We start from the raw sequence: 22,530 nt of genomic DNA, 5'->3' as shown, positions 1-22,530 counted from the left end.
TCGGGGGTCGCCGCCATGCTGCCGCCATGACCTCCGTGGACGTGTTCACCCCCTGGCTGCGCCCGATGAAGACCTCGGTGTTCCTGCTGGAGCAGGACGACCGCACCTTCCACCTACTCGGGTCGCACGCCGGGCTCTCCGCGGCGGGTACCGTCCTGCGTCAGGCGGGTATCGGGTGGACCCCGCGGATGGCGCCCGACCTCACGCGAGGGCGGCTGCAGATCGAGGCTCTGGAGCTCGAGTTGGGGAGCGACGTGGACCCGGTCGACGTGGTGGTCTGCGTCAGCACGCGCGTGTACCACGTGTTCGCGTACCTGGGCGGCTATCCGTACGGGGTCGACGGCGAGCCCGGGTGGTGTTTCGAACCCATGACCTGGACCTACGGCGGCGCGCGCCACCTGCTCACGGTGGACTACGGGCCGGGCGCCGGGGCGTGGTTCCTCGGGCCGGGGCGGCTGGTGCGCAAGGCGCTCGCGGCCGCGTGGGAGCACGAGGTGCCCGTGCTGCACATGGACATGGGCAGCGGGGCGGACCGTGACCCGGCCTGCTTCGCGGTGCCCTCCGGCGCGGCTGACGCGGTGGTGCAGGCGGTCGGCCGCGGGGTCACCGTGTGGTCGCGTCAGCCGGTGCGGGGGTGAGGGAGGGTGGGACGTTCGGGCGCGGTGGGGAAGGTGTCCCGCCCTTCCCCGGGGCTCTCAGGTCGTTCTGTTCCAGCGCACGGATCCTCTGTTCTTCCCTCACTCAGGGCGGATGGATTCTCCATGGGGCCCGTATCCGTAGCGCTCCAGAAGGGACTCAAGGGATGATCGGTACGCAGCACGGCGGCTTGCATCGCAGCCTGCGCGCAGGAGCTGATAGGTCCCGACGGTCCAGTTGAGAGCGCTGAACGAGACTGCTATGAAGGCAGCAGCCATCAGGATTCGGCTGGCGGGGGCCTGCATGGCGACAGCAATGCTGAGCCCGATCACACTGCATGCGATGGAGATGCCTGCCCACTGAATGGCGGCCGCGAGGCGTCGGCCAGGCTCTTCACCTCGGCTGAAGAGGTCCGCGTACAGCCAACGGCTGACTGCTTGCTCTTCCACTTGATGGACGCGGCGTTCGCGGTGAGTCAAGTGGGCCGCGAGGGGGCACAAAGAAATCCGTTCGAGTTCGCGAGCCAAGTCGGCGGCGATGTCCTCCAGGTGTTCCGGGGCCCAAGGGCGACGTCGCATGACACCTGAGGTGAGCGCGATGCCGACGCTGGCAAGTGGGGTGAGTGCACTGATCACAGTGGGTGTGTCCATGGGTTCCTCCTCAGGGAGGAACCCACCAGCCTCCACCGACAACCTCGCCTACCCCGCGCTGCGCCGGATCTCGTCGTACGTCGCGCTGACGATGTGCTCGACCATCATCCGCCGGAACTCGCTGTTCTCGAAGAACTTGTTGAACAGGCGCGTGTTGGCCTGGTCGCGGTCGAGCAGCATGTCCTCCACCCGGTCGTCCACCACCAGCGTGTAGGCCGACCGGTCGTTGTGCAGGGCCACGTCGCGCATGTCCACGTCCTCGCGGAAGACGGTGGTCTGCTGCTCGAACCAGACCTTGTCCGCCTCACCGAGGTCCATCCCGAACTTCTCGTTCATCACCGCGATGAGCGCCGAGAGCCGGTCCTCCACGGGCTCGGACTGCCCGCCCTTGCCCTGGCCGGGCAGCGCCTCGCCGGGCTCGTCGGTGCCCTCCAGCTCGATGGCCCCCTCGGTGCGCGCTGCGATCCGCAGGTGGCTGAGCTGCACGGACTTGCTGATCTGCGGCATGGGATCGCCCTCCTGGGCGGGCAGGTCGGCCAGCAGCAGCTTCCCGAACAGGTACAGCCGCTCCTGCTCCCGGTCGGCCCAGGGCAGCACCTGCGCGATGAAGGTGTACGCCCGGCAGAAGGCGTCGAGCCGTCCGCGGAACTCCTCGGCGGCGTCCTCGTCCCGCTCGTGGAGCATGTCCCACCGCCCCCGGGCGAGCCCGACGAGGTGGTAGATCTCCGGCTGGTCGCTCCCGTCGCCGCCGAGCAGCAGCTCCACGGTGCGTTCCATGTCGTCCACGACGAGCACCCCGGCGGTCATGAGCTCGTGCTCCATGGTGGTGAGCACCTGGGGGTCGGTGGGCCGGGCGAGGCTCTCCTCGTAGAAGGGCTCGAAGGCGGCCTGGATCTGCTCGGGGGTGTTGGCGAAGTCCAGGACGAAGGTGTCCTCCTTGCCGGGGGTGGTCCGGTTGAGCCGGCTGAGGGTCTGCACGGCGTTCACCCCGGTGAGGGTCTTGTCCACGTACATGGTGTGCAGCAGGGGCTGGTCGAACCCGGTCTGGTACTTCTCGGCCACCACGAGCAGGTGGCCCTCCTCCTCGAAGCGCTGGGGCAGCTCGCTCTCGGGGAAGCCGTTGAGGCCGCCCTCGGTGTAGGCGATCGTCTCGTCGTCGGGGTCGGTGACGGCCCCGGAGAAGGCGACGAGGGTGCGCAGCGGGTTCGGACCGCGGTCGTACCCCTTGGCCTCGATGTAGCGCTGGATGGCCTGGTAGGTGCGCACGGCGTGGGGCCGGGAGCGGGTGACCACCATGGCCTTGGCCCGCCCGCCGATCTTGTGGGCGGTCTTGGTGCGGAAGTGCTCGACGATGACCTCGGCCTTGCCCTCCATCATGTGGGGGTGCAGGGAGGCGTGCCGGGCCAGCGCGACCCGCCCCTTCTTCGAGTCGAGCTCCGGGTCCTGCAGGGCGGTGTTCACCAGCCGGTAGTAGACGCCGTAGGTCGTGTAGTTGGCCAGCACGTCGTGGATGAACCCCTCGGCGATGGCCTGCCGCATCGAGTACGTGTGGAAGGGCCGCTTGACGCCGTGCTCGTCGAGCTGGCCGAAGAGGTCGAGCGTCTTCGGCTTGGGGGTGGCGGTGAAGGCGAAGAAGGAGAGGTTCTGCTGCTGGCCGCGGGTCTCGGCGCTGTGCAGCACGAGGTCCTCGTCGGCGGTGGTGGCGTTGCCGTCGGTGGCCTCCGCCCGCTCGGCGGCGGCGAGGCGCTCCTCCTCGCTGGCTCCGTGGAGCACCTCCTTGACCTTCTTGGTGGCGTTGCCGCCGGTGGAGGAGTGGGCCTCGTCCACGATGATCGCGAAGCGCTGCCCCTTCACCTCGCCCGCGGTGCCCTCCTCCCGGGCCTGCTCCTTGGCCAGCTCGGCGACCACGGGGAACTTCTGGAGGGTGGTGATGATGATGCGGGCCGCGTTGCCCTCCAGAGCCTCCTTGAGTTGCTTGGAGTTCTTGTCGATCCGCACGACGGTGCCCTCGGTGTGCTCCAGTCCGGCGACGGTCTGCTGGAGCTGCCGGTCGAGCACGCGGCGGTCGGTGAGCACCACGACCTTGTCGAAGACCGGCCGGTCATCGGCCCCGTGGAGGCGGGAGAGCAGATGGGCGGACCAGGCGATGGTGTTGGACTTGCCCGATCCCGCGGAGTGCTGGATGAGCCGGTCCACGCCCGCCCCGTCGCGGGCGGTGGCCTCGAGGATGGTGCGGACGGCGTGCCACTGGTGGTACCGGGGGAAGAGCACCTCCCAGCCGCCGTCCTTGGCCTTGCGCTGCTGGATGAAGGATCCGAGGAGCTCCAGCCAGGCGTCGCGTTGCCAGACCTCCTCCCACAGGTAGGCGGTCTGGTAGCCGCCGGAGGGCGGGTTGCCGGCGGTGCCGGGGTGGCCGGGGCCGTTGCTGCCCTGGTCGAAGGGCAGGAAGCGGGTCTCGGGGCCAGCGAGCTTCGTGGTCATGGCCACGTGGTGCTGGTCGACGGCGAAGTGCACGAGGGCGCGGGAGGCGAAGATGAGGTCGTGCGGGTTCCGGGCCTCGCGGTACTGGGCCTTGGCGTTCTCCACGGTCTGCCCGGTGAAGGGGTTCTTCAGCTCGGCGGTGGCGACGGGGATGCCGTTGAGCACCAGGGTCACGTCCACCGAGTCGGAGGGGCGGCTCTCGGAGTGGTGGAGTTGGCGGACGATGGCCAGGCGGTTGGCGGCGTAGCGCCGGGCGGTGGTCTCACTGAGGCGACTGGCGGGGCGGAAGGTGGCCAGAGCGATGGTGACGCCTTGGTTCTTCAGCCCGTCGCGCAGGAGGCTGAGGGTGCCGCGGTGGTCGAGGGCGTCCTTCAGGGCGAGGGCCACCTTCTGCCCGGCCAGGGCCTCCCCGCCGTGGCGGGTGACGAGCTGCTTCCACTCCTTGGGCTGGCTCTCAGCCAGCCAGGCGGCGACCTCGTCGGGGAAGAGGCCGAGCGCCCGGTCGTATCTGGCGGGGTCGAGGCGGGACCAGCCGTTGTTCAGCAGGTGGTGCTCGACATTGGCCTCGAAGGGCAGCTCGCGGTGGTTTGCCATGGCGTCACTCCGGGATGCGGGTGCTTGCGGTGGTCACGTCCAGCTGCCCGGTGACGGCAGCGGTGATGAGGGACTGCTTGTACTCGGTGAGGAGTTTGATGAATCGGGTGAGGGATTGAGTGAGTCGCCCGGTGTCCCGCTCATGCTCTCGGAAGTTTTCTGCGAAATCGCGTTGTTGTTCGAGTGGGGGCAGCGGGAGGCGCGTACTCTGTAGGCGGTCAAGATTCACCATGTTCCGGGTGGCGCCAGTTCCTGCCTTTGCCAGGGCTGCTCGACCGGTCCCAGAGCTCAGGCAAATCTGCACAAATTCTGCCGTTGCGATGTTGCTGTTGGTGATTGCGCGATAGCATTTTCCCTTGACCATGGCTGGGCCGAGCCCTGTGGGTGCGATGCAGGCCCGCCCCGCATGGTTATTCTCGTCGCCGAGGCTTGCGATCAGCAGTTCACCCGGCTGGACTTGGCAGCGGGGAAACTGTGAGTAGATGTGGGAAGGTATGCGTGCGACGTCCTCTCCGTGAAACTTGGCGAATCCGATATTTCCTAGCCGGATGACCGCTGCCCCATTGTCGGTGTAGTCTGCGCTGGAGAAGGCGCTGCCGAAGGGTCCGTCAGAGATGAAGCGGATGAAGCGGCGAAATGGTGCCTGCGGGAGGTCTGTTTCCTTGATTGCTTCATCGAACTTCCGCCACGGCATGGTGCTGGCCAAGGCGGCCTGCCGCTGGCGGGCGGCGATGATGTTGTCGATGCGGGCCACGCGGTCGTCGAGGAAGTCCGCGATGCGCCGCTGCTCAGGCTCTGGCGGCAGTGGGAGTCGCAGTGAGCAAATGTCCTCAAAGCGGACAGTCTGGCCATCCCTGAGTTGTTGTGTCGTGGAGGCTAGTTCGCCAATGAACGCGCGTGACTTGAAGACCCAGCGGAAGTAGTGGGACTGTGCGCCGTCGAGTGCGCGCATAACCGTGTAGGCAGTGCTCACCTTCCCGTGGATTTGTGATGTTTCGAGTCCACCCTGAAAGCTGCGCAAGTGAGCGATAAAGTCCCCAGGTTCGACATGCTTCATCTTGTCAGCGCCGCTGAGGTTGAGGACCACGCGGGAGCCCGTGCGTGCCATGTAGTCGCGTTGGGTCAGAACCCCATGGTGCTGCGATGGGGTGAGGTGTTCGTCGTTAGGTCTGGAGGTTTCGCGGCGCTCACGGAAGTGTGAGCGCGGCTGGATGACAAGCCACGAAGGAGGCAGCTGAGCCAGCCAGCCGCTCACAGCCCCAGTCCCTTCATCCACTCCTGGATCTGCCGCTCGAGCTCCTTGATCTCGGCGGCGATCTCCTCCACCGGGCGGGGCGGCTCGTACACGTAGAACTGGCGGGTGAAGGGGATCTCGAAGCCCACCTTGGTCTTGCTGTAGTCCAGCCAGGCCTCGGGCACGTACGGGTGGATCTCCTCGTGCAGGTGGTTCTCGGCCGCCTCCTCCAGGGCGGAGTACCGCTTGCCCTCGGGCAGGTCCAGCCACCCGTCGGGCAGGGGGATGTTCTCGTGGTCGCGCAGGTCCGGGTCCGGGGCGGGCTCGCCCTTCTTCATGATGACCGGCGCGTCCTCGTCGTGGAGCGAGGCGGCCTTCAACACGGCCCTGCGGGCCTTGGTGTCCATCTCCGGCAGGGCGGCGGCCAGGGCCTTCTCGGTCTCGAAGCGCTGACCCACCAGGTCGTCCAACCCCTCGTACGCCTCGGCGAGCTCCGGGGTGATCTCCCAGCGGCGCCGCATCGGGCGCTCCACGGTCAGGCGCTGGTAGCCGAAGTCGTTGCGGTCCATCACCCGCACGCGCGCGTCCTCGGCGAACTCGTCGAACGGGGCGCCGTACAACTGCGCGATCTCCTCGATGGCCTCCGGGCGCAACTCCTTGCGCTTGTCACCCAGCGACTTGCGCATCTTCGTGCCCATCTCCCGGGCGTCGACCAGGCGGACCCTGCCGCGGCTCGCCTCGTCCTTGGCGTTCGTCAGGATCCACACGTAGGTGCTGATGCCCGTGTTGTAGAACATCTGGTCCGGCAGGGCCACGATGCCCTCCAGCCAGTCGTTCTCCAGGATCCACCGGCGGATCTCCGACTCACCACTGCCCGCCTGCCCGGAGAACAACGGTGATCCCGAGAGCACGATGCCGATGCGCGAGCCGCCCGGCTTCATCTTGCTCAGCATGTGCTGCAGGAACAGGAAGGAACCGTCCGAGACGCGTGGCAACCCGGCGCCGAAGCGGCCGCTCATGCCGAGGTTCTCCGCCTCGTCCTTGATGGGCTGGGCGTACTTCTTCCAGTCCACGCCATAGGGCGGGTTGGCGAGCATGAAGTCAAAGCGCTCGGTGGGGAAGGCGTCCTGCGTCAGCGAGTTGCCACGCTGCATCCGCTCCGGCGGGATCTCCAGCATCATCAGGTCGGACTGGGCGATGGCCCAGGTCTCGTCGTTCAGCTCCTGGCCGCTCACGGTGACCGTCGCGTGGCCGTTCAGCGCGGTGATGCGGTCCAGTGCACCCACCAGCATGCCGCCCGTGCCCGCCGCCGGGTCGTAGACGGTGCGGACCGGGCGCGGGTTCTCCATCAGCTCGGTGTGCGCCCTGCCCGTCAGCAGCAGCTCCACCATGAGCGTGATGACCTCGCGCGGCGTGTAGTGCTCACCGGCGGTCTCGTTGGACATCTCGGAGAACTTCCGCAGCAGCTCCTCGAAGATGTAGCCCATGGCCTCGTTGGAGACCACCGAGGTGCGCAGGTCCAGGTCCGCGAAGTCGGCCATCACCCCGTAGAGGATGTCGTCGCGGTCCATCCGCTCGATCTTCGGGTCGAAGTTGTACGCCTCGATGACCCGGCCGGCCTCCGGGGAGAGCCGGGCGATGTAGTCGGCCAGGTTGTCCCGCAGGTTCGGGGCGTCGTTCAGCAGCGTGGCAAACGTGTGCTTCGAGGTGTTGTAGAACGGGCGGCCCGCCGTGCGCTTGAGGAGCTTGTCCTGCCCCGGGCCGATCGTGTCCCAGCCCTCGGCCTGCGCCAGGACGGCGTCCTTCGTCTCCGCCAGAGCGGCATCCATGCGGCGCAGCACCAGCAGTGGCAGCATCACCGAGCCGTACTCGTGCTGCTTGAAGGTGCCGCGCAGGCGGTCGGCGATGCGCCAGACGAAGGCGACCTTGTCCTCGAAGCCTTGCGGGGCCATGTGTCTCCTCTGTAGTCCGGGGAGTCACGGTAGCGCGGTGGGTGGGTGTGTCAGTGGGGACGCCTAGATAAACCGGCGTCGAAGACCAGGGCTAGGACCGGAACCAGCCAAGCAAGGGGTGCCGTGGCCAGCTGGGTCAGGTCCAACGCCCAGTGCGTGGCCGGCCGCCCTCGATGCGGAAGAGCTTCAGGTCGCTCACGCGGGGTCCTCCCATCGCTGGCGAGCAGGGTCCCACGTGCCCCTGGTGCGGGTGCCATCGAGCACGGGGTCCAAGCACCGCCCTGCCGCAGCCAGCGAGGCGTTGAGGGCGTAAAACTCCTCCGGGAACTCCTCGAAGGTCTTGGCGTTCCGCGGGTACTCACCTGCCCAGCGAGGCCCTGGGGAGACCATGGCCGACGGCAGGGAGAGGCGACGTCGTTCGGCCTCGTGCGCCAGCATCCGGTGGAGACGCCCTGCGTCGATCTTCAGGGCGGTGGTGACGCGCACGAGATCCGCCAGGTCGCGCCAGCGGGTGGAGGGTGTGTCGCGCTTGTGGCGCTCGTACATCCCACAGACCTTGTCGGCCATGTGGTTCTCGATCGGGGCCACGGGGATGGCGGGCAGGTCGTCGAGCGCCGGGTCATCGATGACAGGGGTGGGGCGCACCCGATCAACCGGTCCCTCGACATGGCGGCGCTGGGTCACGTCGATGGAGAAGGGCTCGAACAGGGTGCCGCCCAGCATGGCGCGTGCACGGATCTTGTGGGCCCGGGTGCCGTATCCGTACTCATCGACGCGGTCGTGGGTGGTGATGTCGAGCAACTCGAAATTGAACCCGTCACCGTTGTCGGTGGCGGCCTTGGCGCGCAGATCCTCCAGGAGCGCGTGGGGATCACCGCTCTGTGATGCATGTGCGAGGTCGATGTCCTGCGTGAGGCGGCCTCCGCCGATGCGGACCAGCAGGGCGTTCCCACCCAGAAGCAGCCACTCGTCCTGGTTGTCAGCGAAGAGACGCTTGAACAGGAGGGCGAAGACGAACTGTTTGCGCAGGCGATCGACGGGCAGACCACGGCCGCGCGCCTCCTGGCGCAGCCGGTCAGTGAGCTGACGGGCCCTGGCCTGCGGTGTCTGGGGGCGGCGGGGGTTCACCGAGGGGTCTCCTTCTCGGACTCTTGGTCATCGAGTGCTGCCGTGGCCTCGGCGGCCGTGATGTCCGCGGCGAGTTTCTGGAGGCTGCGCTGAAGACGCTCGTCAGCCAGGCTCGAGTTCAGCCCGACAAGTGTGGGGGCAAGGGCTCGGTCCCAGCGTTGTGCGGTGAGCGCCGAGTTCTTCAGTGCAGCGGTCAGGGGCGCGAGATGCTCGGCCGCCCGGCGGGCAATGGGCTGAACGGCCTGCCGTACGACCTTCTCGAGTGCCTCCAGCTCGGGGGGTGTCCCGGCGCGCTCGAACGCTTCGGTCATGAGCTCGCTGTGGTCCTCCAGGCCGAAGTGCGGGGCGCAGCGATCGAGGGTGCGAAGAAGGGCCCCGAAGCTCACCCCCGGAGCGGAGAAGGCGTCCTTGACCATCGCGGAGAAGTGGTCGAAGTCAGTCGTGGTGGCCGCGAGATCCTCCAGGGTCCGGGCAACAGTCGTGACCGGCAAGCCATTCACCATCGTGCACTCCGCCGGGGACAGGCCGGACCGGTGGAAGGTCACGTCCGGGTGGATGGTCTGGCGCCGTCGTGGCGAGGTGAACTCGTGTTTCTGGGGGATCAGATCGCCCAGGCTGTGCATTGCGGCGGCGGACACATGGCTCACGACCGTGTCCGGCGGCTCGGCCCCCGAGCGGTCCCGGCCGCTGGCCTCCAGCCAGGCTGCCCGGAGCTCCTGCAGGGGGCCTGGGGGGGCGGAGGGCAGGGCGTACACCCCTCGACGAAGGCGGGTCACGTGTCCCGTGTCCGTGAGGCGCTTCAGGTCCACGGGGGTCACGCCGAACTCGCGGGCCCGGGCGGTCGTGACCAGGCCGTCCTGCTCGGTGCCGAGTTCCACCAAGGTCGTCAAGGCGTCATGGGCCTTCATGGCACCTCCCCTGCTGACTAAATGACACCCACATGATATTTAGTCAGCGGGCTTCGGGCAACAGGACTCTCGCAGCGACGACGCCTGACTTTGTGGAACTGCCGGGTGTGGGGCCTCACCACCATGCCGTTCACCCCTGCGTCACTCGCCTGTGTTCGGGTGCCTGCATGTCCTCCGTGCACTCCGCCTTCGTGACCCGTCGCACCCTGCTGGCCGGTGGTGCGTTCGCCTCCGCCCTGACCCTCCTGCCCGACGTCGGGGCTGTCGCCGGCCCTCGCGCCGCAAACACCCGGGCCACCACGCCCGCCACGGGCATCACCCCGCTCTGGCGTGCCCACGCCCACAACGACTACGAGCACGCCCGTCCGCTGCTCGACGCGCTCTCCCACGGGTTCACCTCCGTCGAGGCCGACGTCTGGCTCGAGGGCGACGAGCTCCTCATCGGCCACGCCTGGCCCGACCCGTCCCGCACCCTGCGCGAGCTCTACCTCGACCCGCTGGCCCGCATCGCGGAGGCGAACGGCGGCTGGGTGTACCCCGGTCACGCCCGTCCGGTGCGCCTGCTGGTGGACGTGAAGTCCGGTGGTGCCGAGGCCCGTGCCCTCCTCGAGGAGCTCCTGCCCACCTACGGCCGCACCTTCACCTCCTGGCGCAACGGCACCGAGCGGCCCGGTGCGGTGACCCTGGTGCTCTCCGGCCAGCAGGCCAACCAAGTGCTCGACGCACCGATTCGCTGGACCGCCTCCGACGGTCGTCTGGGCACCCCGCTGCCGGACGGTGCCACCGCCGCCGACCTGCCCCTGGTCTCGGCCAGCTGGTCCTCCCACTTCTCCTGGGTGGGCATCGGCCCGATGCCGGCCACCCAGCGGGACCGCCTCCACGCCCTAGTCGCGGAGGCCCACGCCCGTGGGCAGCAGGTGCGCTTCTGGGCCACGCCGGACACGATCTGGCTGCGGGAGAACGTCTGGGCCGAGCTGCTCGCCGCGGGGGTGGACGCGATCAACACCGACCACCTCGCCGAGCTCCGGGCCTGGCTGCTCCAGCACGACCGCGGCTGAGCGGCGTGGCGGGCGGGCCCCGGCCCCTCGTCATCCGCTCGTCATCCGCGCGTTCACCCACCCGCCATCCCACGGTCACGGAAACCTCCTACGTTCCGGCCCATGACCACCCCCTCGCAGCCGCCTGCCCAGACGTCCGCCACCGCCCCCTCCCGCCGCGCCCTCCTCACCGGTGGGTCCACCGCCGCCCTGAGCGGCCTGCTCGCCGCACCCGCGCTGGCCGGCGCCCACCCCGCCGCCGCGTCCGAGGGCCACGGGCCCCAGGGCCACGGCAAGCCCGGCCGGCGCGGCCCCCACGCCTCGCCCGACCTCCAGTTCACCCTCGCCGTCCTGCCCGACACCCAGTACCTCTTCGACGACGACTCGATCGTCGCCGAGCCGCTCGTGGCCTCGCTGAAGTACCTCCGCCGCCACCGGGACGAGCTCAACCTGGCGTTCCTCGCTCAGCTCGGTGACCTCACCGAGAGCGGCCTGCCCCACGAGATGGGCGCCTTCGACGACGCGTGGTCCATCGTCCGCCGCGCCCGCATCCCCTTCTCGACGCTCACCGGCAACCACGACGTCGACTCCTCGACCACCGACCAGCGCGGCCGCACCCCCTACCTGCAGCACTTCGGCCGCTCCACCCGCGAGCCGGGCGTGCTGGCGGTGAGCCCCGACGGCTACAACACCGCCCACGCCTTCACCGCCGCCGGCCGCGAGTGGATGGTGCTGGCCCTGGACTGGCGCCTCTCCGAGGCCGGCTTCGCCTGGGCCGACACGGTTCTCACCCGCCACCGCCACCTGCCCACCATCCTCACCACCCACGACGTCATCCACGCCGACCACGGTGACGGCGTGGGCCACCTCTCCGACTACGGCCAGGACGTCTGGGACCGGCTGATCCGCCGCCACGACCACGTCTTCCTGAGCATCAACGGCCACTTCTGGCCCACCGGTCGCACGGTCATGACCAACGACGCTGGCCACGAGACCCACCTGCACCTGGCGAACTACCAGCAGCTCTACTACGGCGGTGCCGCTGCCCTGCGCCTGTACCGCTTCGACCTGGCCCGCGGTGTGATCGACGTCGAGACCGTCGTGCCCTGGCTGGAGACGAACGAGGCCGCCGACTGCGCCCTGGCCCGGGAGGAGCTCACCCTCACCTCTGATGCGGACCGCTTCAGCGTCGAGATCGACTTCGCCGAGCGCTTCGCGGGCTTCGCGCCGGAGCCCACCCCGCAGCCCCGCCCGGCCGAGGCGGTGCTGGTGCGCGACACCCTCGCCTACTGGCGGTGGGACCAGCTGCCCACGGGTGCGCTGGACCGGGCCGCCCGCATCGAGGACCTCTCCGGCCACGGGAACCACCTGGAGGTGGTGAGCAACGGCCGTCGTGTGGAGGTCGTCGGCGAGTTCCACCCCGGGCAGCCCGGCCACGCCAGCCTGGCCTTCGGTGGTGCGGTCAAGGACGCCGGGGACTACCTGCGGACCGTGGCCGGGGCCCCGCTCAACGACGACGAGCTCGAGCGCGGCTACACCATCGAGGCGTTCTTCCGGATGCCGCAGGACTGGTCCGACCGGGACGCCTGGACCTCGCTGCTCTCCCGCCAGGGGAGCGCCGGCGAGGCCGGCGGCACCGGGGGCGACGCCGAGGAGCCCGTGGTCTCGCTGAACCTTTCCGGGGAGCGCCAGCTGCAGTTCGTCTCCTACCCGATCTCCCAGCGCGAGGGGCTGACGAACTGGGGCCACGAGCTGCGCACCGACCGCTGGTGGCACGTGGCCGTGGTCAACGACCGCAAGCACACGACGATGTACGTCGAGGGCTGCCCCGTCGCCCGCAACCCGCACACCCGCAACCGTGGGCTGCGCACCCTCGACCGTCGCTGGCTCGTGGGCGGCTACGAGTGGGACGGCGTGCTCGACGCCGTGACCCGGACGACGCTGGGTGACGTTCGCATCGTCGGGCGTGCTCTGAGCCCACGGGAGTTCATGAACCAGCGCTGAGGGGGGCGCCGACCGCGCGTGAGAGGGGGCTGGGCCGCGTGGCCCAGCCCCCTCGTCATGACTGCCACTCAGCCCACGCCGCCGGCCAACGCCCCCCTGTCACGCCCCGGGGTGCTTCGCCCCGCCGCGCAGGTACTCGGTGCTGATCCGCGCCAGGGTCACGGCCCCGACGCTGCGGAAGGGGTGCACGGGGTCGGGGTCCTGCGAGCCGGTCGGCCCGCCGAGCTCGGTGTGCGCCACGGCGCTCATGAGGGCGTAGGCGTCGTCCTTCGAGTACCCGTGCTCCTGGGTGAGCACGGCGAAGAGGGCCTCATAGGCCTGGATGACCGAGTCCTGCACCGGGTCGCCGAGCCCCACGCAGACCAGCTCGTTCCCGGTGTCCACGCGAGCGGCCGTCAGCGGCACCACCACGTCGGCGGCCTTGACCAGGTCCACCGAGACGGTCGCCCGCCCCGCCGCCTCGATGGCCACGAACGAGGACTCGCCCCGGCTCATCACCGCGTGCAGGTCGCCGATGTAGAGCAGCGCGCCTGCCACCTGCACCGGTAGGTACACGGTGCTGCCCACGGCGGCATCGGTGAGGTCCATGTTCCCGCCGGTGGGGTAGGAGGGCATGACCGTGGACATCTCGCCCCCGGGGCGGGCCACGCCGATGCAGCCGATCATCGGCGCCATCGGCACGCTCACCCCATCGGCCACCTGGGCGCGACCGTCGGCCAGAGGCACCCGGCGGACGAACCACTCGTCCCCCATGGGCCCGGCCAGCGCGCCGGCTCCGGGGATGTAGACCGACCAGCCGTGCTCGCCGAGCTCGATGTCGTGGATGGTCACCGCCAGCACGTCGCCCGGCTCGGCGCCCTCGACGAGCACGGGCCCGGTGACGGGGTTGAGCGGCTCGGTGACCTTCGACAGGTCCCGGACCTCGTCCATCTGGGCGTAGGCGGCGTCGCTGGTCTCGAAGGTGATGCGGTCCCCGGCACCGGGGGTGACGGTGAGTCGCGGCTCGCGCTCGGCGGAGATGCCGGGCGCGCCGGTCTCCTGGGGGATGAGGTGGGTGGTCATGCGTCCTCCTGGGGTGGTGATGGCCCCTCATCATGGCCCAGTCGGGTGGGTCGACGGGTCGGCGCCTGACCCCATTCCGGAGGTGCCATGGTGTAAAGCCCACGGTGTAAGGTGTATGCATGGCGCTGAACATCAAGAACGAGCGGGTGCACCAGCTGGCCCGGCAGGCGGCGGAGCTGCAGGGGACGACGCAGACCGGCGCGCTGGAGAGGGCGCTCGAGGAGTTCCTGGAGCGTCATGGCGCCGAGGCCGATGCGGGCGCGGGTGAGCGTGGCGACCGACTCGCCCGCGCCACGCTGCTGGTCGAGCAGATCCGGTGCGGCATCGAGCAGGGGGAGGGCTCTCTCGCCGAGGGCCTGGTCGAGCTCTACGACGCCGACGGGCTGCCGCGGTGATCGTCGACAGCTCGGCCCTCGTGGCGGTCCTCGAGGGGGAGGGTCCCGCCCAGCGACTGCTCGAGGCCCTGGTGGCCGCTCCGGTGGTGCGGATGTCGGCCGCCACCTACGTGGAGTGCGCGGTGGTGGTCGACCGACGCTCCTCCCCGGCCACGCGCCGCCGGTTCGACGAGCTTCTGCACGTGCTGGGCGTGGAGGTCGTCCCGCTCACCGTCGAGCACGCCCTCCTGGCCCGGGAGGCCTACCGGGACTTCGGGCAGGGCACCGGCTCACCGGCGCGCCTCAACCTGGGGGACTGCTACTCCTACGCCCTGGCCGCCGAGTCCGGGGAGCCCCTGCTCTTCGTCGGCGATGACTTCACGCACACCGATCTGGTGGCCGCCGCGTACTGAGCAGCGCTGGCCAGGGTGGCAGCACGAGGCCGAGGCGGAGCGAGGGGCGTGGGCGCGATGAAGAAGGCTGCAGGGGGCTTGCTGGTGGCCGTTGGTGCGCTGTGGATCCTGGTGAACTGCCTGCTGCAGCTGGGCCGGGTGGGCAACCCGGATGTGGCGGGCGGGCCCAATCTCTTCGACGCTGCGGCGTGGGCGGGCAACACGGCCTACCGGGCCGGGGGGCTCGTGGCCTTCCTGCTGCTGGGCCTGGGGGTTCTTCTCGTGTGGCTCGGGGTGCGCCTGCTGCGTGGCCCCCGCCGGCGCGGTGGCGGCTACTGAGCGGCCCCGCCCCGCCCGGTCAGCCCATCGGCGCGCCGGCGCGAGCCGCGATCTCCTGCGCCAGCGCCCGCGCCCCGTAGCAGCGGAAGGTCACCACACCGCGGGCGGTGTGCAGGTCGATGATGCGGGAGACCAGGCCGAAGCGCACCGCCACCCGCTGGATGGCGCCGAACGGCACCCGCCAGTGCGTCGGGATCCGGTGCATCGCCTCGTTCACGGCGTTCGGCCCGAAGCTCACCGCCTCGGCATCCACGGTGACGCGCCCGCCGACCCACAGGCCGGTGCGCCGAGCCGCCTTCTGCAGCCCGTCCTGCGCGGCCCGCCGCCGGTACTGCCACCACGGGAGGTCCGGGTCGGCCACGGTCGCCCGGTAGATGTCCGACTCCGGCGAAAGCCAGTTCGCCACCTTGGTGATCGTCTGCATGCGGGCATCCTGCCAGGCGGTCCGGGCAGGAGAGCTGGTGAGGGACCGGGGCTGCCCCCCCGGGGGGGCCGAGGCTCAGCCTCGCTCGACGAAGCGGACGCCCTGTCCGGGACGGACCTGGGCCGCCAGGTCCACCGCGTCGTCGTCCACGTACCCGATGACGGGGTAACCGCCCGTGAGCGGGTGGTCCGCCAGGAACACCACCGGCTCACCGCTGGGGGGCACCTGAATCGCCCCGCGTGCCATGCCCTCACTGGGCAGTTCTGAGATGTCGACCCTCTTCAGGGCCTCGCCCTCGAGGCGCAGACCTACTCGGTTGCTCCGGCTCGAGGCGGTCCAGGGACGGGCCAGGAAGGCCTTCCAGCCGGCGTCTCCGACGAAATCGTCTCGCGGGCCGCGCAGGACGGGGAGTCGCACCGGGCCGTCGGGGAACGACCGGTGCGGGGCGAAGTCCGCACCGTACGGGCCGGCGGAGCGGTCGGCCCCGAGGGGCAGCTCCGTGCCCGCCTCGACCACGGGCGGCCCCAGGCGCGCCAGGAGGTCGGTGCTGCGTGAACCCAGCACCGGGGCCACGTCGACACCACCGCGCACGGCCAGGTAGGTCCGCAGGCCGACCTTCGGGGTGCCGAGCGCGAGGCGCTCGCCGGCCCGCCACTCGGTGGTGCTCTCCATCGGTACCCCGGGGCACGGAGCGCCCGTGACGGCGACGACCACGTCTCGGGTCGGCTCAACCTCCAGGCCTCCGAGGGTCACCTCGAGGACCGCGGCGTGCGGCTCGTTGCCCACCAGGCGGTTCGCCAGCCGGGCGGCAGCCCGGTCGGCCGCCCCGGAGCGGCCCACCCCGATGTCGGCGTTCCCGGGGCGGCCGAGATCCTGGACGGTCGTGAGCGGACCCGTGGCGTGGACGCGCAGGCTCACCGGGAGACCTCCTCGAAGCGGATTCTCACCCCGGCGCGGAACAGCGCCGGGGGCTGACGGTCAGGGTCGAACAGCTCCAGGTCGGTGTGTCCGATGAGCTGCCACCCGCCGGGAGAGTCCTGCGGGTAGACCGCGGCGTACTCGCCGGCCAGGGCGACCGAGCCCGCGGGTACCCGGGTGCGGGGCTCGCTGCGGCGCGGGGTGTCCCACACGTGCTCGCCACCGGTGCAGTAGCCGAAGCCCGGGGCGAACCCGGCGAAGGCGACGCTCCACTCCTCGCTGGTGACGCGCTCGACGAGCGCCTCGGGGCTGAGGCCGTAGTGGTCGGCGACGTCCCGGAGGTCCTCACCGTCGAACACCGCCGGGACCGTGACCACCTCGAGCTCGCCGTGGTCGTCCGCCCGGCTGTGCTCCTGGGTCGCGAGCTCCTCGAGCCGGCCGCGCGCCCCGGCGAGGGCCTCCTCGTGGTCGAAGACCACCAGGAGCGTCCGACTGGCGGGCACCAGGTCGATCACCCCCGGCAGCTCGTCCGCCTCCAGGGCGCCGCGCAGGTGGCGGTGCAGGGCCCGGACGGCCTCGAGGCCCTCCACCTCGACGAGCACCGCGCGGGAACCGGACCGCAGCAGGCGCGGGCTCACGAAGCGGTGCCGGCCGCGGACGCGGGGCTGGAGAACGGCTCCACGGTGATGCCGTTCTCCTCGAGCGCTCCCCTCACCGAACGGGCGATCTCCACCGCGCCCGGGGTGTCTCCGTGCACGCAGATCGAACCGGGGCTCAGGGTGATCTGCCCGCCCTCGACGTCGGCCACGGGCTGTCCGGTGGCCATGGCCACGCAGCGGGCGGTGATCAACTCGACGTCGTGGAGCACCGACCCCGGCTGCTGCCGGGAGACCAGCAGACCCTCCGGGGTGTAGGCGCGGTCGGCGAAGGCCTCGGCCACGAAGCGCAGGCCGGCGGCCTCCGCCGCGGCCTGCCAGGGGGTGGCCGGTAGCCCGAGCACCCTCAGGCCCGGCCGGAAGGCCGCGAGGGCCTCCGCAGTGGCCTGGGCCTGCCCCTCGTCCCGGGCGATGGTGTTGTACAGGGCCCCGTGCGGCTTGCAGTACGCCACCTCGGCACCTTCGGCCCGGGCGATGCCCTCCAGGGCGGAGACCTGGTAGAGGACGTCCGCCGCGAGCTCCTCCGGTGCGATGTCCATCGCCCGGCGGCCGAACCCGTGCAGGTCCCGGTAGGCGACGTGGGCTCCGATCGCCACCCCGCGCTGTGCGGCCTGACGGCAGGTGCGGCGCATGATCGACGGGTCCCCGGCGTGGAATCCGGTGGCCACGTTGGCGCTGCTCACGACTTCCAGGAGGGCTTCGTCGTCCCCCATCAGCCAGGGGCCGAGCCCTTCGCCGAGGTCGGCGTTGAGGTCGATCGAGTGCATGTCTCCTCCGTCGGGGTTGAGGTCGGGGGCGGTGGTCTCCGCGTGGTGCAGGTGCGTCAGCTCGTCATGAGGTCGATGAGTGGCTGGACGGAGACCACGGCCAGGTACAGCGTGACCAGCCAGGCGAGGGTGCCGATGACCAGGAGCCACCGCGGGTACTCGTACCCGTGCAGGAGATCGCGTCGGGTCCAGCCGATCCACAGCATCACACCGATGCCCAGCGGGAGCAGGATGCCGTTGAAGGCCCCGGCGAACACCAGCAGCGTCGTGGGGGCCTTCCCGAGCACGAGGTAGAGGATCGCGCTCAGCAGGATGAAGCCGCCGGTAAGGAGGTTGCGCGTGCGCGCCGGGGTCTTCGTGGACGACGTGAGGAACGAGATCGTCGTGTACGAGCAGCCCACCACCGAGCTGATGGCGGCGGCCCAGAAGACCGCGCCGAAGAGGCGCAGGCCGACCTCGCCGGCCGCGGACTGGAAGGCGGCGGCGGCCTGGGAGGTGCCCGCGAGCTCAGCGCCACCGGCGACCACGCCGAGGATCGCCAGGAAGAGCAGCACCCGCATCAGGGAGGTCACGAGGATTGCGATGATCGAGGTCCGGCTGATGTCCTTCACGGACTCCGGCCCGGTCGTCCCGGCGTCCACCAGTCGATGGGCGCCGGCGTAGATGATGTAGCCGCCGATGGTGCCCCCGACCAGCGTGGTGATGGCCAGCGAGTCGACGACCTCGGGGGCCACGGTGTTCTTCAGGGCGCTGCCCACAGGGGGGTTCGACACGAACATCACGTAGGTCGTGAGCGCGATCATGAGGGCCCCGAGGACCACCACCGCCCGGTCCAGGGCCATGCCGGCCCAGCGGCTGACGAAGATGCTGATGGCGAGCAGGGCGGACAACCCGGCACCGATCTTGGGGTCCAGGCCCATGAGGGCCTCGGTTCCGATGCCGGTGCCGGCCACGTTGCCGATGTTGAACACGACGCCACCGACGAGGAGCAGCGCCGCCAGCAGCCATCCGAGGCCGGGCAGGACCTCGTTGGCGAGCTCCTGAGCGCGGCGCCCGGACACGCCGATGACCCGCCACACGTTGAGCTGGAGGGCGATGTCGATGAGCACCGAGACAAGGATGGCGAAGGCGAAGGCCGCGCCGAGCTGGACGGTGAACTGGGTGGTCTGCGTGATGAAGCCCGGGCCGATCGAGCTCGTGGCCATGAGGAACATGGCGCCCAGCAGGGTCGCGCGCGATGCCCGGGCCTTCCGGGGGAGGTCCTCGCCGGCATCGCCGTGGGGGGTGCCGGGGGCGGTCGGCGCCACGGTGGCACCCGAGGCGTCGGGGGTCGGGGTCGTCATGGTTCCTCCAGGGAGAAGGCGGCGCGGCGTCGATGCCGCATGGGGCGAGGCTAAGGATTGTTGAACAATCTGTGGAGAGGGTCGTGCGGATCGTGATGAACCTGTGACGTGGGCCACTGGCGCACAATGTCCCCATGACAGACGCGTCGGTTGTCCCCGCCGAGGCGCCAGCCGGCCCCCTGGTCGGGAAGGTGGCGACCGGAGCGGAGGGGTGCGCCTCGCGCCTCCGGGCGCTCGTGGCCGGTGGGGATCTCGCCCCCGGCGAGCAGCTCGTGGAGGTGGCTCTCGCGGAACGCTTCGGGGTCTCCCGGAACACCCTCCGTGAGGGATTCCGGGTGCTTGCCTCAGAGGGTCTCCTCGTCCACCGTCCCCACCGGGGGGTCTTCGTGCACTCACCCTCCGTGGAGGACGTGCGCGACCTCTACGCCGCTCGTCGAGCGGTCGAGTGCGGGGCGCTCCGGGAGGCGGAGCTGCGGGCGAGGGGTGGGTTGGCGCCCGTGGAGGAGGTGGACCGGCTCGAAGGTCTGGTCCTTCGGGCGCAGAAGGCCGTCCACGAGGGCGACTTCCGGGCGGTCGGCGATCTCAACACGGAGTTCCACCGCGCCCTCATCGCGATGCCTGGGGTGCCGACCCTGACGGAGTGGGGCGAGCGTCTGCTGGCGCGAGCCCGACTCGCCTTCCGCAGCCACGAGGTGCCCGAGCGCCTGCACGCCGACTTCGTGCCCCGCAACGCCTCCTTGGTGCCGCTGCTGGCGGCCGGGGACTTCGCGGCCAGCGCCCGGGAGCTCCGGGGGTATCTCGCGACCGCGGAGGAGGATGTCGTCGGAGGGATCCTGGCCGCTCGTCGCGGCTGAGCCCGTGGTCGGGGCTGGCCGCCCCGGATCATCTGGGGCAGGCTGGGTCGATGGAACCTCAGGCCGTGTCTCCCGTCTCCGCTGCTGCGCAGGAGGTGCGGGCGCGCTTCCGCGCCGGCGCCTGCCGTCCCACCAGTGGACTGGTGCCCGGGGCGACGCAGGCCAACATGGTCGTCCTCCCTGCGGGGTGGGCCTTCGACATGCTCCTGCTGGCTCAGCGCAACCCCGCACCGATGCCGTTGCTGGACGTCACCGAGCCCGGGCGCGTCACGACGCCCTGGGCGCCGGACGCCGACCTTCGCACCGATCTCCCCCGGTACCGGATCTGGCGGGAGGGAGAGCTCGTCGAGGAGGTCGACGACGCCACCGAGCACTGGCGGGAGGATGCCGTGGCCTTCCTCCTGGGGTGCAGCTTCGGCTTCGAGCGCGCACTCCTTGCCGCCGGGGTGCCCGTGCGGAACATCGAGCAGGGGCGCAACGTCGCCATGTACCGCACCTCCCACGAGCTGGAGCCCGCGGGCCGGCTGAGGGGGCCGTTGGTGGTCTCGATGCGGCCGATCCCGGCCGAGCTCGTGGCCACAGCGGTCCAGGTGAGCGCGGGGGTGCCACTGGCTCACGGGGCGCCGGTGCACGTGGGCCACCCCGAGCGGATCGGTGTCCAGGACCTGGCCGCGCCCGACTACGGGGAGGCGACGGACCTCCACGAGGGGGACCTGCCGGTCTTCTGGCCCTGTGGAGTCACGCCGCAGGCCGTCCTGGAGGAGAGCCGGCCGCCGTGGGCCATCACCCACGCCCCCGGGCACATGTTCATCACGGACGTCGAGGAGGGGCGACGGCCGGGAAGGCCTCTGGCGTGACCCACCCTTGCGCCGCCGCCTCGCCGGCCCTACGGTCGAGCTCTACCCACCCCCCCTGGACGGAGGCCGCCGGTGCCGCTGTACGAGATCCGCTGCGAGGCGCAGCACGACACCGAGGTGAACATCCCGCTCGCACAGGCCGACGACCCCGTCGCCTGCCCCGAGTGCGGAACCGCCGCCCGCCGCCGCATCTCCAGCCCCCGCATCGGCCGCGGCAACGATCCGCGGGCCCGCCTCATCGAATCCACGCAGGCCACCGCGCACCAGCCGGGCGTCGTCGACGCGATACCGGCCAGCGGCAATCGGCGCCCCACCCCGGTGAGCCGCGACCCGCGCCACGCGAAGCTGCCGCGCCCGTAACCCCGAGCCCCGCCTCGGGAGGGTCCCGGGGCGGTCACCCCGAAGGAGCCCGTGATGCCGAAGAACATCTTCCCGCTGGATTCCGCCAAGTCCTTCACCGAGCAAGAGCTGCTCGGCCACAACCGCTGGCACCCGGAGATCCCGCCGGTCGTCACCGTGAAGCCCGGCGACACCTTCCGCGTGGACTGCCGCGAGTGGTTCGACGGCTTCATGAAGAACGACGACTCCGCCGAGGACATCCGTGATGCCCCGATGAACAAGGTCCACACCCTCTCCGGGCCGTTCCGGATCGAGGGCGCCAAGCCGGGCGACCTGCTGGTCGTGGACATCCTCGACGTCGGCCCGATCCCGCAGGAGGAGGGCCCCCTGGCCGGCCAGGGGTGGGGCTACACCGGCATCTTCGCGAAGAAGAACGGCGGCTCCTTCCTCACCGATCAGTTCCCCGACGCGTACAAGGCCGTCTGGGACTTCACCGGCCAGACCGCCACCTCCCGCCACGTCCCCGGCGTGAGCTTCACCGGCATCATCCACCCGGGCCTCATGGGAACCGCCCCCTCGACCGAGCTCCTCGGGAAGTGGAACACCCGGGAGGCGGCGCTCATCGCCACGGACCCCGAGCGGGTGCCGCCGCTGGCCCTGCCGCCGCAGCCGGAGGACGCGATCCTCGGCGGTGTCCCGGAGGGCGACCGGGAGCGCATCGCCGGTGAGGCGGCGCGCACCGCCCCGCCGCGCGAGAACGGTGGAAACCAGGACATCAAGAACCTGTCCAAGGGAACGCGCGTCTTCTACCCGGTGTACGTGGACGGGGCCAACTTCTCCGTCGGCGACCTGCACTTCAGCCAGGGTGACGGTGAGATCACCTTCTGCGGTGGCATCGAGATGGGTGGATTCATCGACTTCCACGTCGACATCATTCCCGGCGGGATGGAGAAGTACGGCGTGCACGAGAACGCCATCTTCATGCCCGGCAACGTGGAGCCGCGCTACAGCCAGTGGCTGAGCTTCTCCGGCACCTCGGTGACCCTCGACGGTGAGCAGCGCTACCTGGACTCGCACCTCGCCTACCAGCGGGCCTGCCTGCACGCCATCGACTACCTGACGACCTTCGGCTGGTCGCCCGAGCAGGCCTATCTGCTGCTCGGCGCGGCCCCGATTGAGGGCCGATTCTCCGGCGTGGTGGACATCCCGAACGCCTGCGCGACGGTGTACCTGCCCACGGAGATCTTCGACATCGACATCCGTCCCGGTGTGGGTGAGCCGCCGCAGATCGACCCCGGCATCGGGGCGCCGCGCGCCAGCACGGACTGACGCGGATCGACGCGGATCGACGTCGACAGGAATGAGGGGCCGGGCCGGGTGGCTCGGCCCCTCATTCCTGTCCGAACAAAGGTGGCTCGTCACCCATTTCTTCGGGGTGATGGATCATCATCTTGTGTGGAAAAGCGTTCCGACAGGAGAGGCGTCGGGGGCGATGTGATCTCTGCTACGTTGATTTCGGGGGAAGGGAAAACGTTCTCCCACGGGGTGGATCCCGCACCCTGCTCACCACTTCTTCCTGAG

At 70.3% G+C, this 22,530-nt stretch carries 22 protein-coding genes; 10 read left to right on the top strand and 12 right to left on the bottom strand.

Going from position 1 to position 22,530, the window contains the following annotated elements; genetic code table 11:
• Positions 1-26 precede the first annotated feature (26 nt).
• Positions 27-638: a hypothetical protein gene (locus CFT82_RS04580; RefSeq protein WP_088817844.1), complete on the top strand. Its 612-nt coding sequence runs from the start codon at positions 27-29 to the stop codon at positions 636-638.
• 99 nt (positions 639-737) lie between these two features.
• On the opposite strand, the gene CFT82_RS04575 is transcribed toward CFT82_RS04580, so the two are convergent.
• The 6 genes from CFT82_RS04575 to CFT82_RS04550 all read right to left on the bottom strand — a co-directional run bounded on the left by CFT82_RS04575 (position 738) and on the right by CFT82_RS04550 (position 9,583).
• Entirely contained in the window at positions 738-1,286 is a 549-nt protein-coding gene (locus CFT82_RS04575) for a hypothetical protein (protein WP_088817843.1), read from the bottom strand.
• 48 nt (positions 1,287-1,334) lie between these two features.
• Positions 1,335-4,361 carry a type I restriction endonuclease subunit R gene (locus CFT82_RS04570; RefSeq protein ID WP_088817842.1) on the bottom strand — a complete coding sequence of 1,009 codons (3,027 nt, stop codon included), beginning with the start codon at positions 4,359-4,361 and terminating at the stop codon, positions 1,335-1,337.
• A 4-nt stretch (positions 4,362-4,365) separates the two neighbouring features.
• Positions 4,366-5,448, bottom strand: a complete 1,083-nt coding sequence (locus CFT82_RS04565) for a restriction endonuclease subunit S domain-containing protein (RefSeq protein WP_159461857.1) — start codon at positions 5,446-5,448, stop codon at positions 4,366-4,368.
• A gap of 164 nt (positions 5,449-5,612) precedes the next feature.
• Complete coding sequence (locus CFT82_RS04560) at positions 5,613-7,547, bottom strand: type I restriction-modification system subunit M (RefSeq protein ID WP_088817840.1); 1,935 nt, start codon at positions 7,545-7,547, stop codon at positions 5,613-5,615.
• 195 nt (positions 7,548-7,742) lie between these two features.
• Complete coding sequence (locus CFT82_RS04555; protein WP_088817839.1) at positions 7,743-8,675, bottom strand: nucleotidyl transferase AbiEii/AbiGii toxin family protein; 933 nt, start codon at positions 8,673-8,675, stop codon at positions 7,743-7,745.
• The gene (locus CFT82_RS04550) at positions 8,672-9,583 is read right to left on the bottom strand and encodes a type IV toxin-antitoxin system AbiEi family antitoxin domain-containing protein (protein ID WP_088817838.1); all 912 of its coding nucleotides are present in this window, start codon (positions 9,581-9,583) and stop codon (positions 8,672-8,674) included. The genes CFT82_RS04555 and CFT82_RS04550 overlap by 4 nt, the downstream gene beginning before the upstream one ends.
• 167 nt (positions 9,584-9,750) lie before the next feature.
• On the opposite strand from CFT82_RS04550, the gene CFT82_RS04545 reads away from it, so the two are divergent.
• Together CFT82_RS04545 and CFT82_RS04540 are read left to right on the top strand one after the other, a co-directional pair.
• Positions 9,751-10,641, top strand: coding sequence for a PI-PLC domain-containing protein (locus CFT82_RS04545; protein WP_088817837.1), 891 nt, complete (start codon positions 9,751-9,753; stop codon positions 10,639-10,641).
• Positions 10,642-10,743: 102 nt separating this feature from the next.
• Positions 10,744-12,624, top strand: coding sequence for a LamG-like jellyroll fold domain-containing protein (locus tag CFT82_RS04540; RefSeq protein WP_088817836.1), 1,881 nt, complete (start codon positions 10,744-10,746; stop codon positions 12,622-12,624).
• Positions 12,625-12,723: 99 nt separating this feature from the next.
• Here CFT82_RS04540 and CFT82_RS04535 read toward each other — a convergent pair whose 3' ends face one another.
• The gene (locus CFT82_RS04535) at positions 12,724-13,686 is read right to left on the bottom strand and encodes an acetamidase/formamidase family protein (RefSeq protein ID WP_088817835.1); all 963 of its coding nucleotides are present in this window, start codon (positions 13,684-13,686) and stop codon (positions 12,724-12,726) included.
• Positions 13,687-13,805: 119 nt separating this feature from the next.
• On the opposite strand from CFT82_RS04535, the gene CFT82_RS04530 reads away from it, so the two are divergent.
• Genes CFT82_RS04530 through CFT82_RS04520 form a run of 3 tightly spaced genes read left to right on the top strand, consistent with a single transcriptional unit; the run spans position 13,806 to position 14,791 of the window.
• Positions 13,806-14,081: a type II toxin-antitoxin system VapB family antitoxin gene (locus CFT82_RS04530; RefSeq protein ID WP_088817834.1), complete on the top strand. Its 276-nt coding sequence runs from the start codon at positions 13,806-13,808 to the stop codon at positions 14,079-14,081.
• The gene (locus tag CFT82_RS04525; protein ID WP_088817833.1) at positions 14,078-14,473 is read left to right on the top strand and encodes a type II toxin-antitoxin system VapC family toxin; all 396 of its coding nucleotides are present in this window, start codon (positions 14,078-14,080) and stop codon (positions 14,471-14,473) included. The genes CFT82_RS04530 and CFT82_RS04525 overlap by 4 nt, the downstream gene beginning before the upstream one ends.
• A gap of 57 nt (positions 14,474-14,530) precedes the next feature.
• Complete coding sequence (locus tag CFT82_RS04520; protein ID WP_088817832.1) at positions 14,531-14,791, top strand: hypothetical protein; 261 nt, start codon at positions 14,531-14,533, stop codon at positions 14,789-14,791.
• A gap of 19 nt (positions 14,792-14,810) precedes the next feature.
• On the opposite strand, the gene CFT82_RS04515 is transcribed toward CFT82_RS04520, so the two are convergent.
• The 5 genes from CFT82_RS04515 to CFT82_RS04495 all read right to left on the bottom strand — a co-directional run bounded on the left by CFT82_RS04515 (position 14,811) and on the right by CFT82_RS04495 (position 18,899).
• Positions 14,811-15,215, bottom strand: coding sequence for a hypothetical protein (locus CFT82_RS04515; RefSeq protein ID WP_088817831.1), 405 nt, complete (start codon positions 15,213-15,215; stop codon positions 14,811-14,813).
• A gap of 75 nt (positions 15,216-15,290) precedes the next feature.
• The gene (locus CFT82_RS04510; RefSeq protein WP_088817830.1) at positions 15,291-16,133 is read right to left on the bottom strand and encodes a 5-oxoprolinase subunit C family protein; all 843 of its coding nucleotides are present in this window, start codon (positions 16,131-16,133) and stop codon (positions 15,291-15,293) included.
• Positions 16,130-16,771: a 5-oxoprolinase subunit B family protein gene (locus CFT82_RS04505; protein WP_200815044.1), complete on the bottom strand. Its 642-nt coding sequence runs from the start codon at positions 16,769-16,771 to the stop codon at positions 16,130-16,132. The genes CFT82_RS04510 and CFT82_RS04505 overlap by 4 nt, the downstream gene beginning before the upstream one ends.
• Entirely contained in the window at positions 16,768-17,556 is a 789-nt protein-coding gene (locus CFT82_RS04500; protein WP_088817829.1) for a LamB/YcsF family protein, read from the bottom strand. The genes CFT82_RS04505 and CFT82_RS04500 overlap by 4 nt, the downstream gene beginning before the upstream one ends.
• 56 nt (positions 17,557-17,612) lie before the next feature.
• Positions 17,613-18,899, bottom strand: a complete 1,287-nt coding sequence (locus CFT82_RS04495; protein WP_088817828.1) for an NRAMP family divalent metal transporter — start codon at positions 18,897-18,899, stop codon at positions 17,613-17,615.
• Between the two features lie 134 nt (positions 18,900-19,033).
• Here CFT82_RS04495 and CFT82_RS04490 point away from each other — a divergent pair, with 134 nt between their 5' ends.
• The 4 genes from CFT82_RS04490 (at position 19,034) to fmdA (ending at position 22,278) form a co-directional block, all read left to right on the top strand.
• A complete protein-coding gene (locus CFT82_RS04490) occupies positions 19,034-19,753 on the top strand; it encodes a GntR family transcriptional regulator (RefSeq protein ID WP_088817827.1) in 720 nt (239 codons plus the stop codon).
• Positions 19,754-19,818: 65 nt separating this feature from the next.
• Entirely contained in the window at positions 19,819-20,610 is a 792-nt protein-coding gene (locus tag CFT82_RS04485) for a putative hydro-lyase (RefSeq protein WP_234994263.1), read from the top strand.
• 72 nt (positions 20,611-20,682) lie between these two features.
• Positions 20,683-20,970 (top strand): FmdB family zinc ribbon protein, encoded by a 288-nt coding sequence (locus CFT82_RS04480; protein WP_088817825.1) that lies wholly within the window; start codon positions 20,683-20,685, stop codon positions 20,968-20,970.
• Between the two features lie 54 nt (positions 20,971-21,024).
• Positions 21,025-22,278 carry a formamidase gene (gene fmdA / locus CFT82_RS04475; RefSeq protein ID WP_088817824.1) on the top strand — a complete coding sequence of 418 codons (1,254 nt, stop codon included), beginning with the start codon at positions 21,025-21,027 and terminating at the stop codon, positions 22,276-22,278.
• Positions 22,279-22,530: the final 252 nt, after the last annotated feature.

Source organism: Kytococcus aerolatus (assembly GCF_900187395.1).
GTDB lineage: Bacteria > Actinomycetota > Actinomycetes > Actinomycetales > Dermatophilaceae > Kytococcus > Kytococcus aerolatus.
This window is presented reverse-complemented; position numbering and strand designations above follow the sequence as displayed.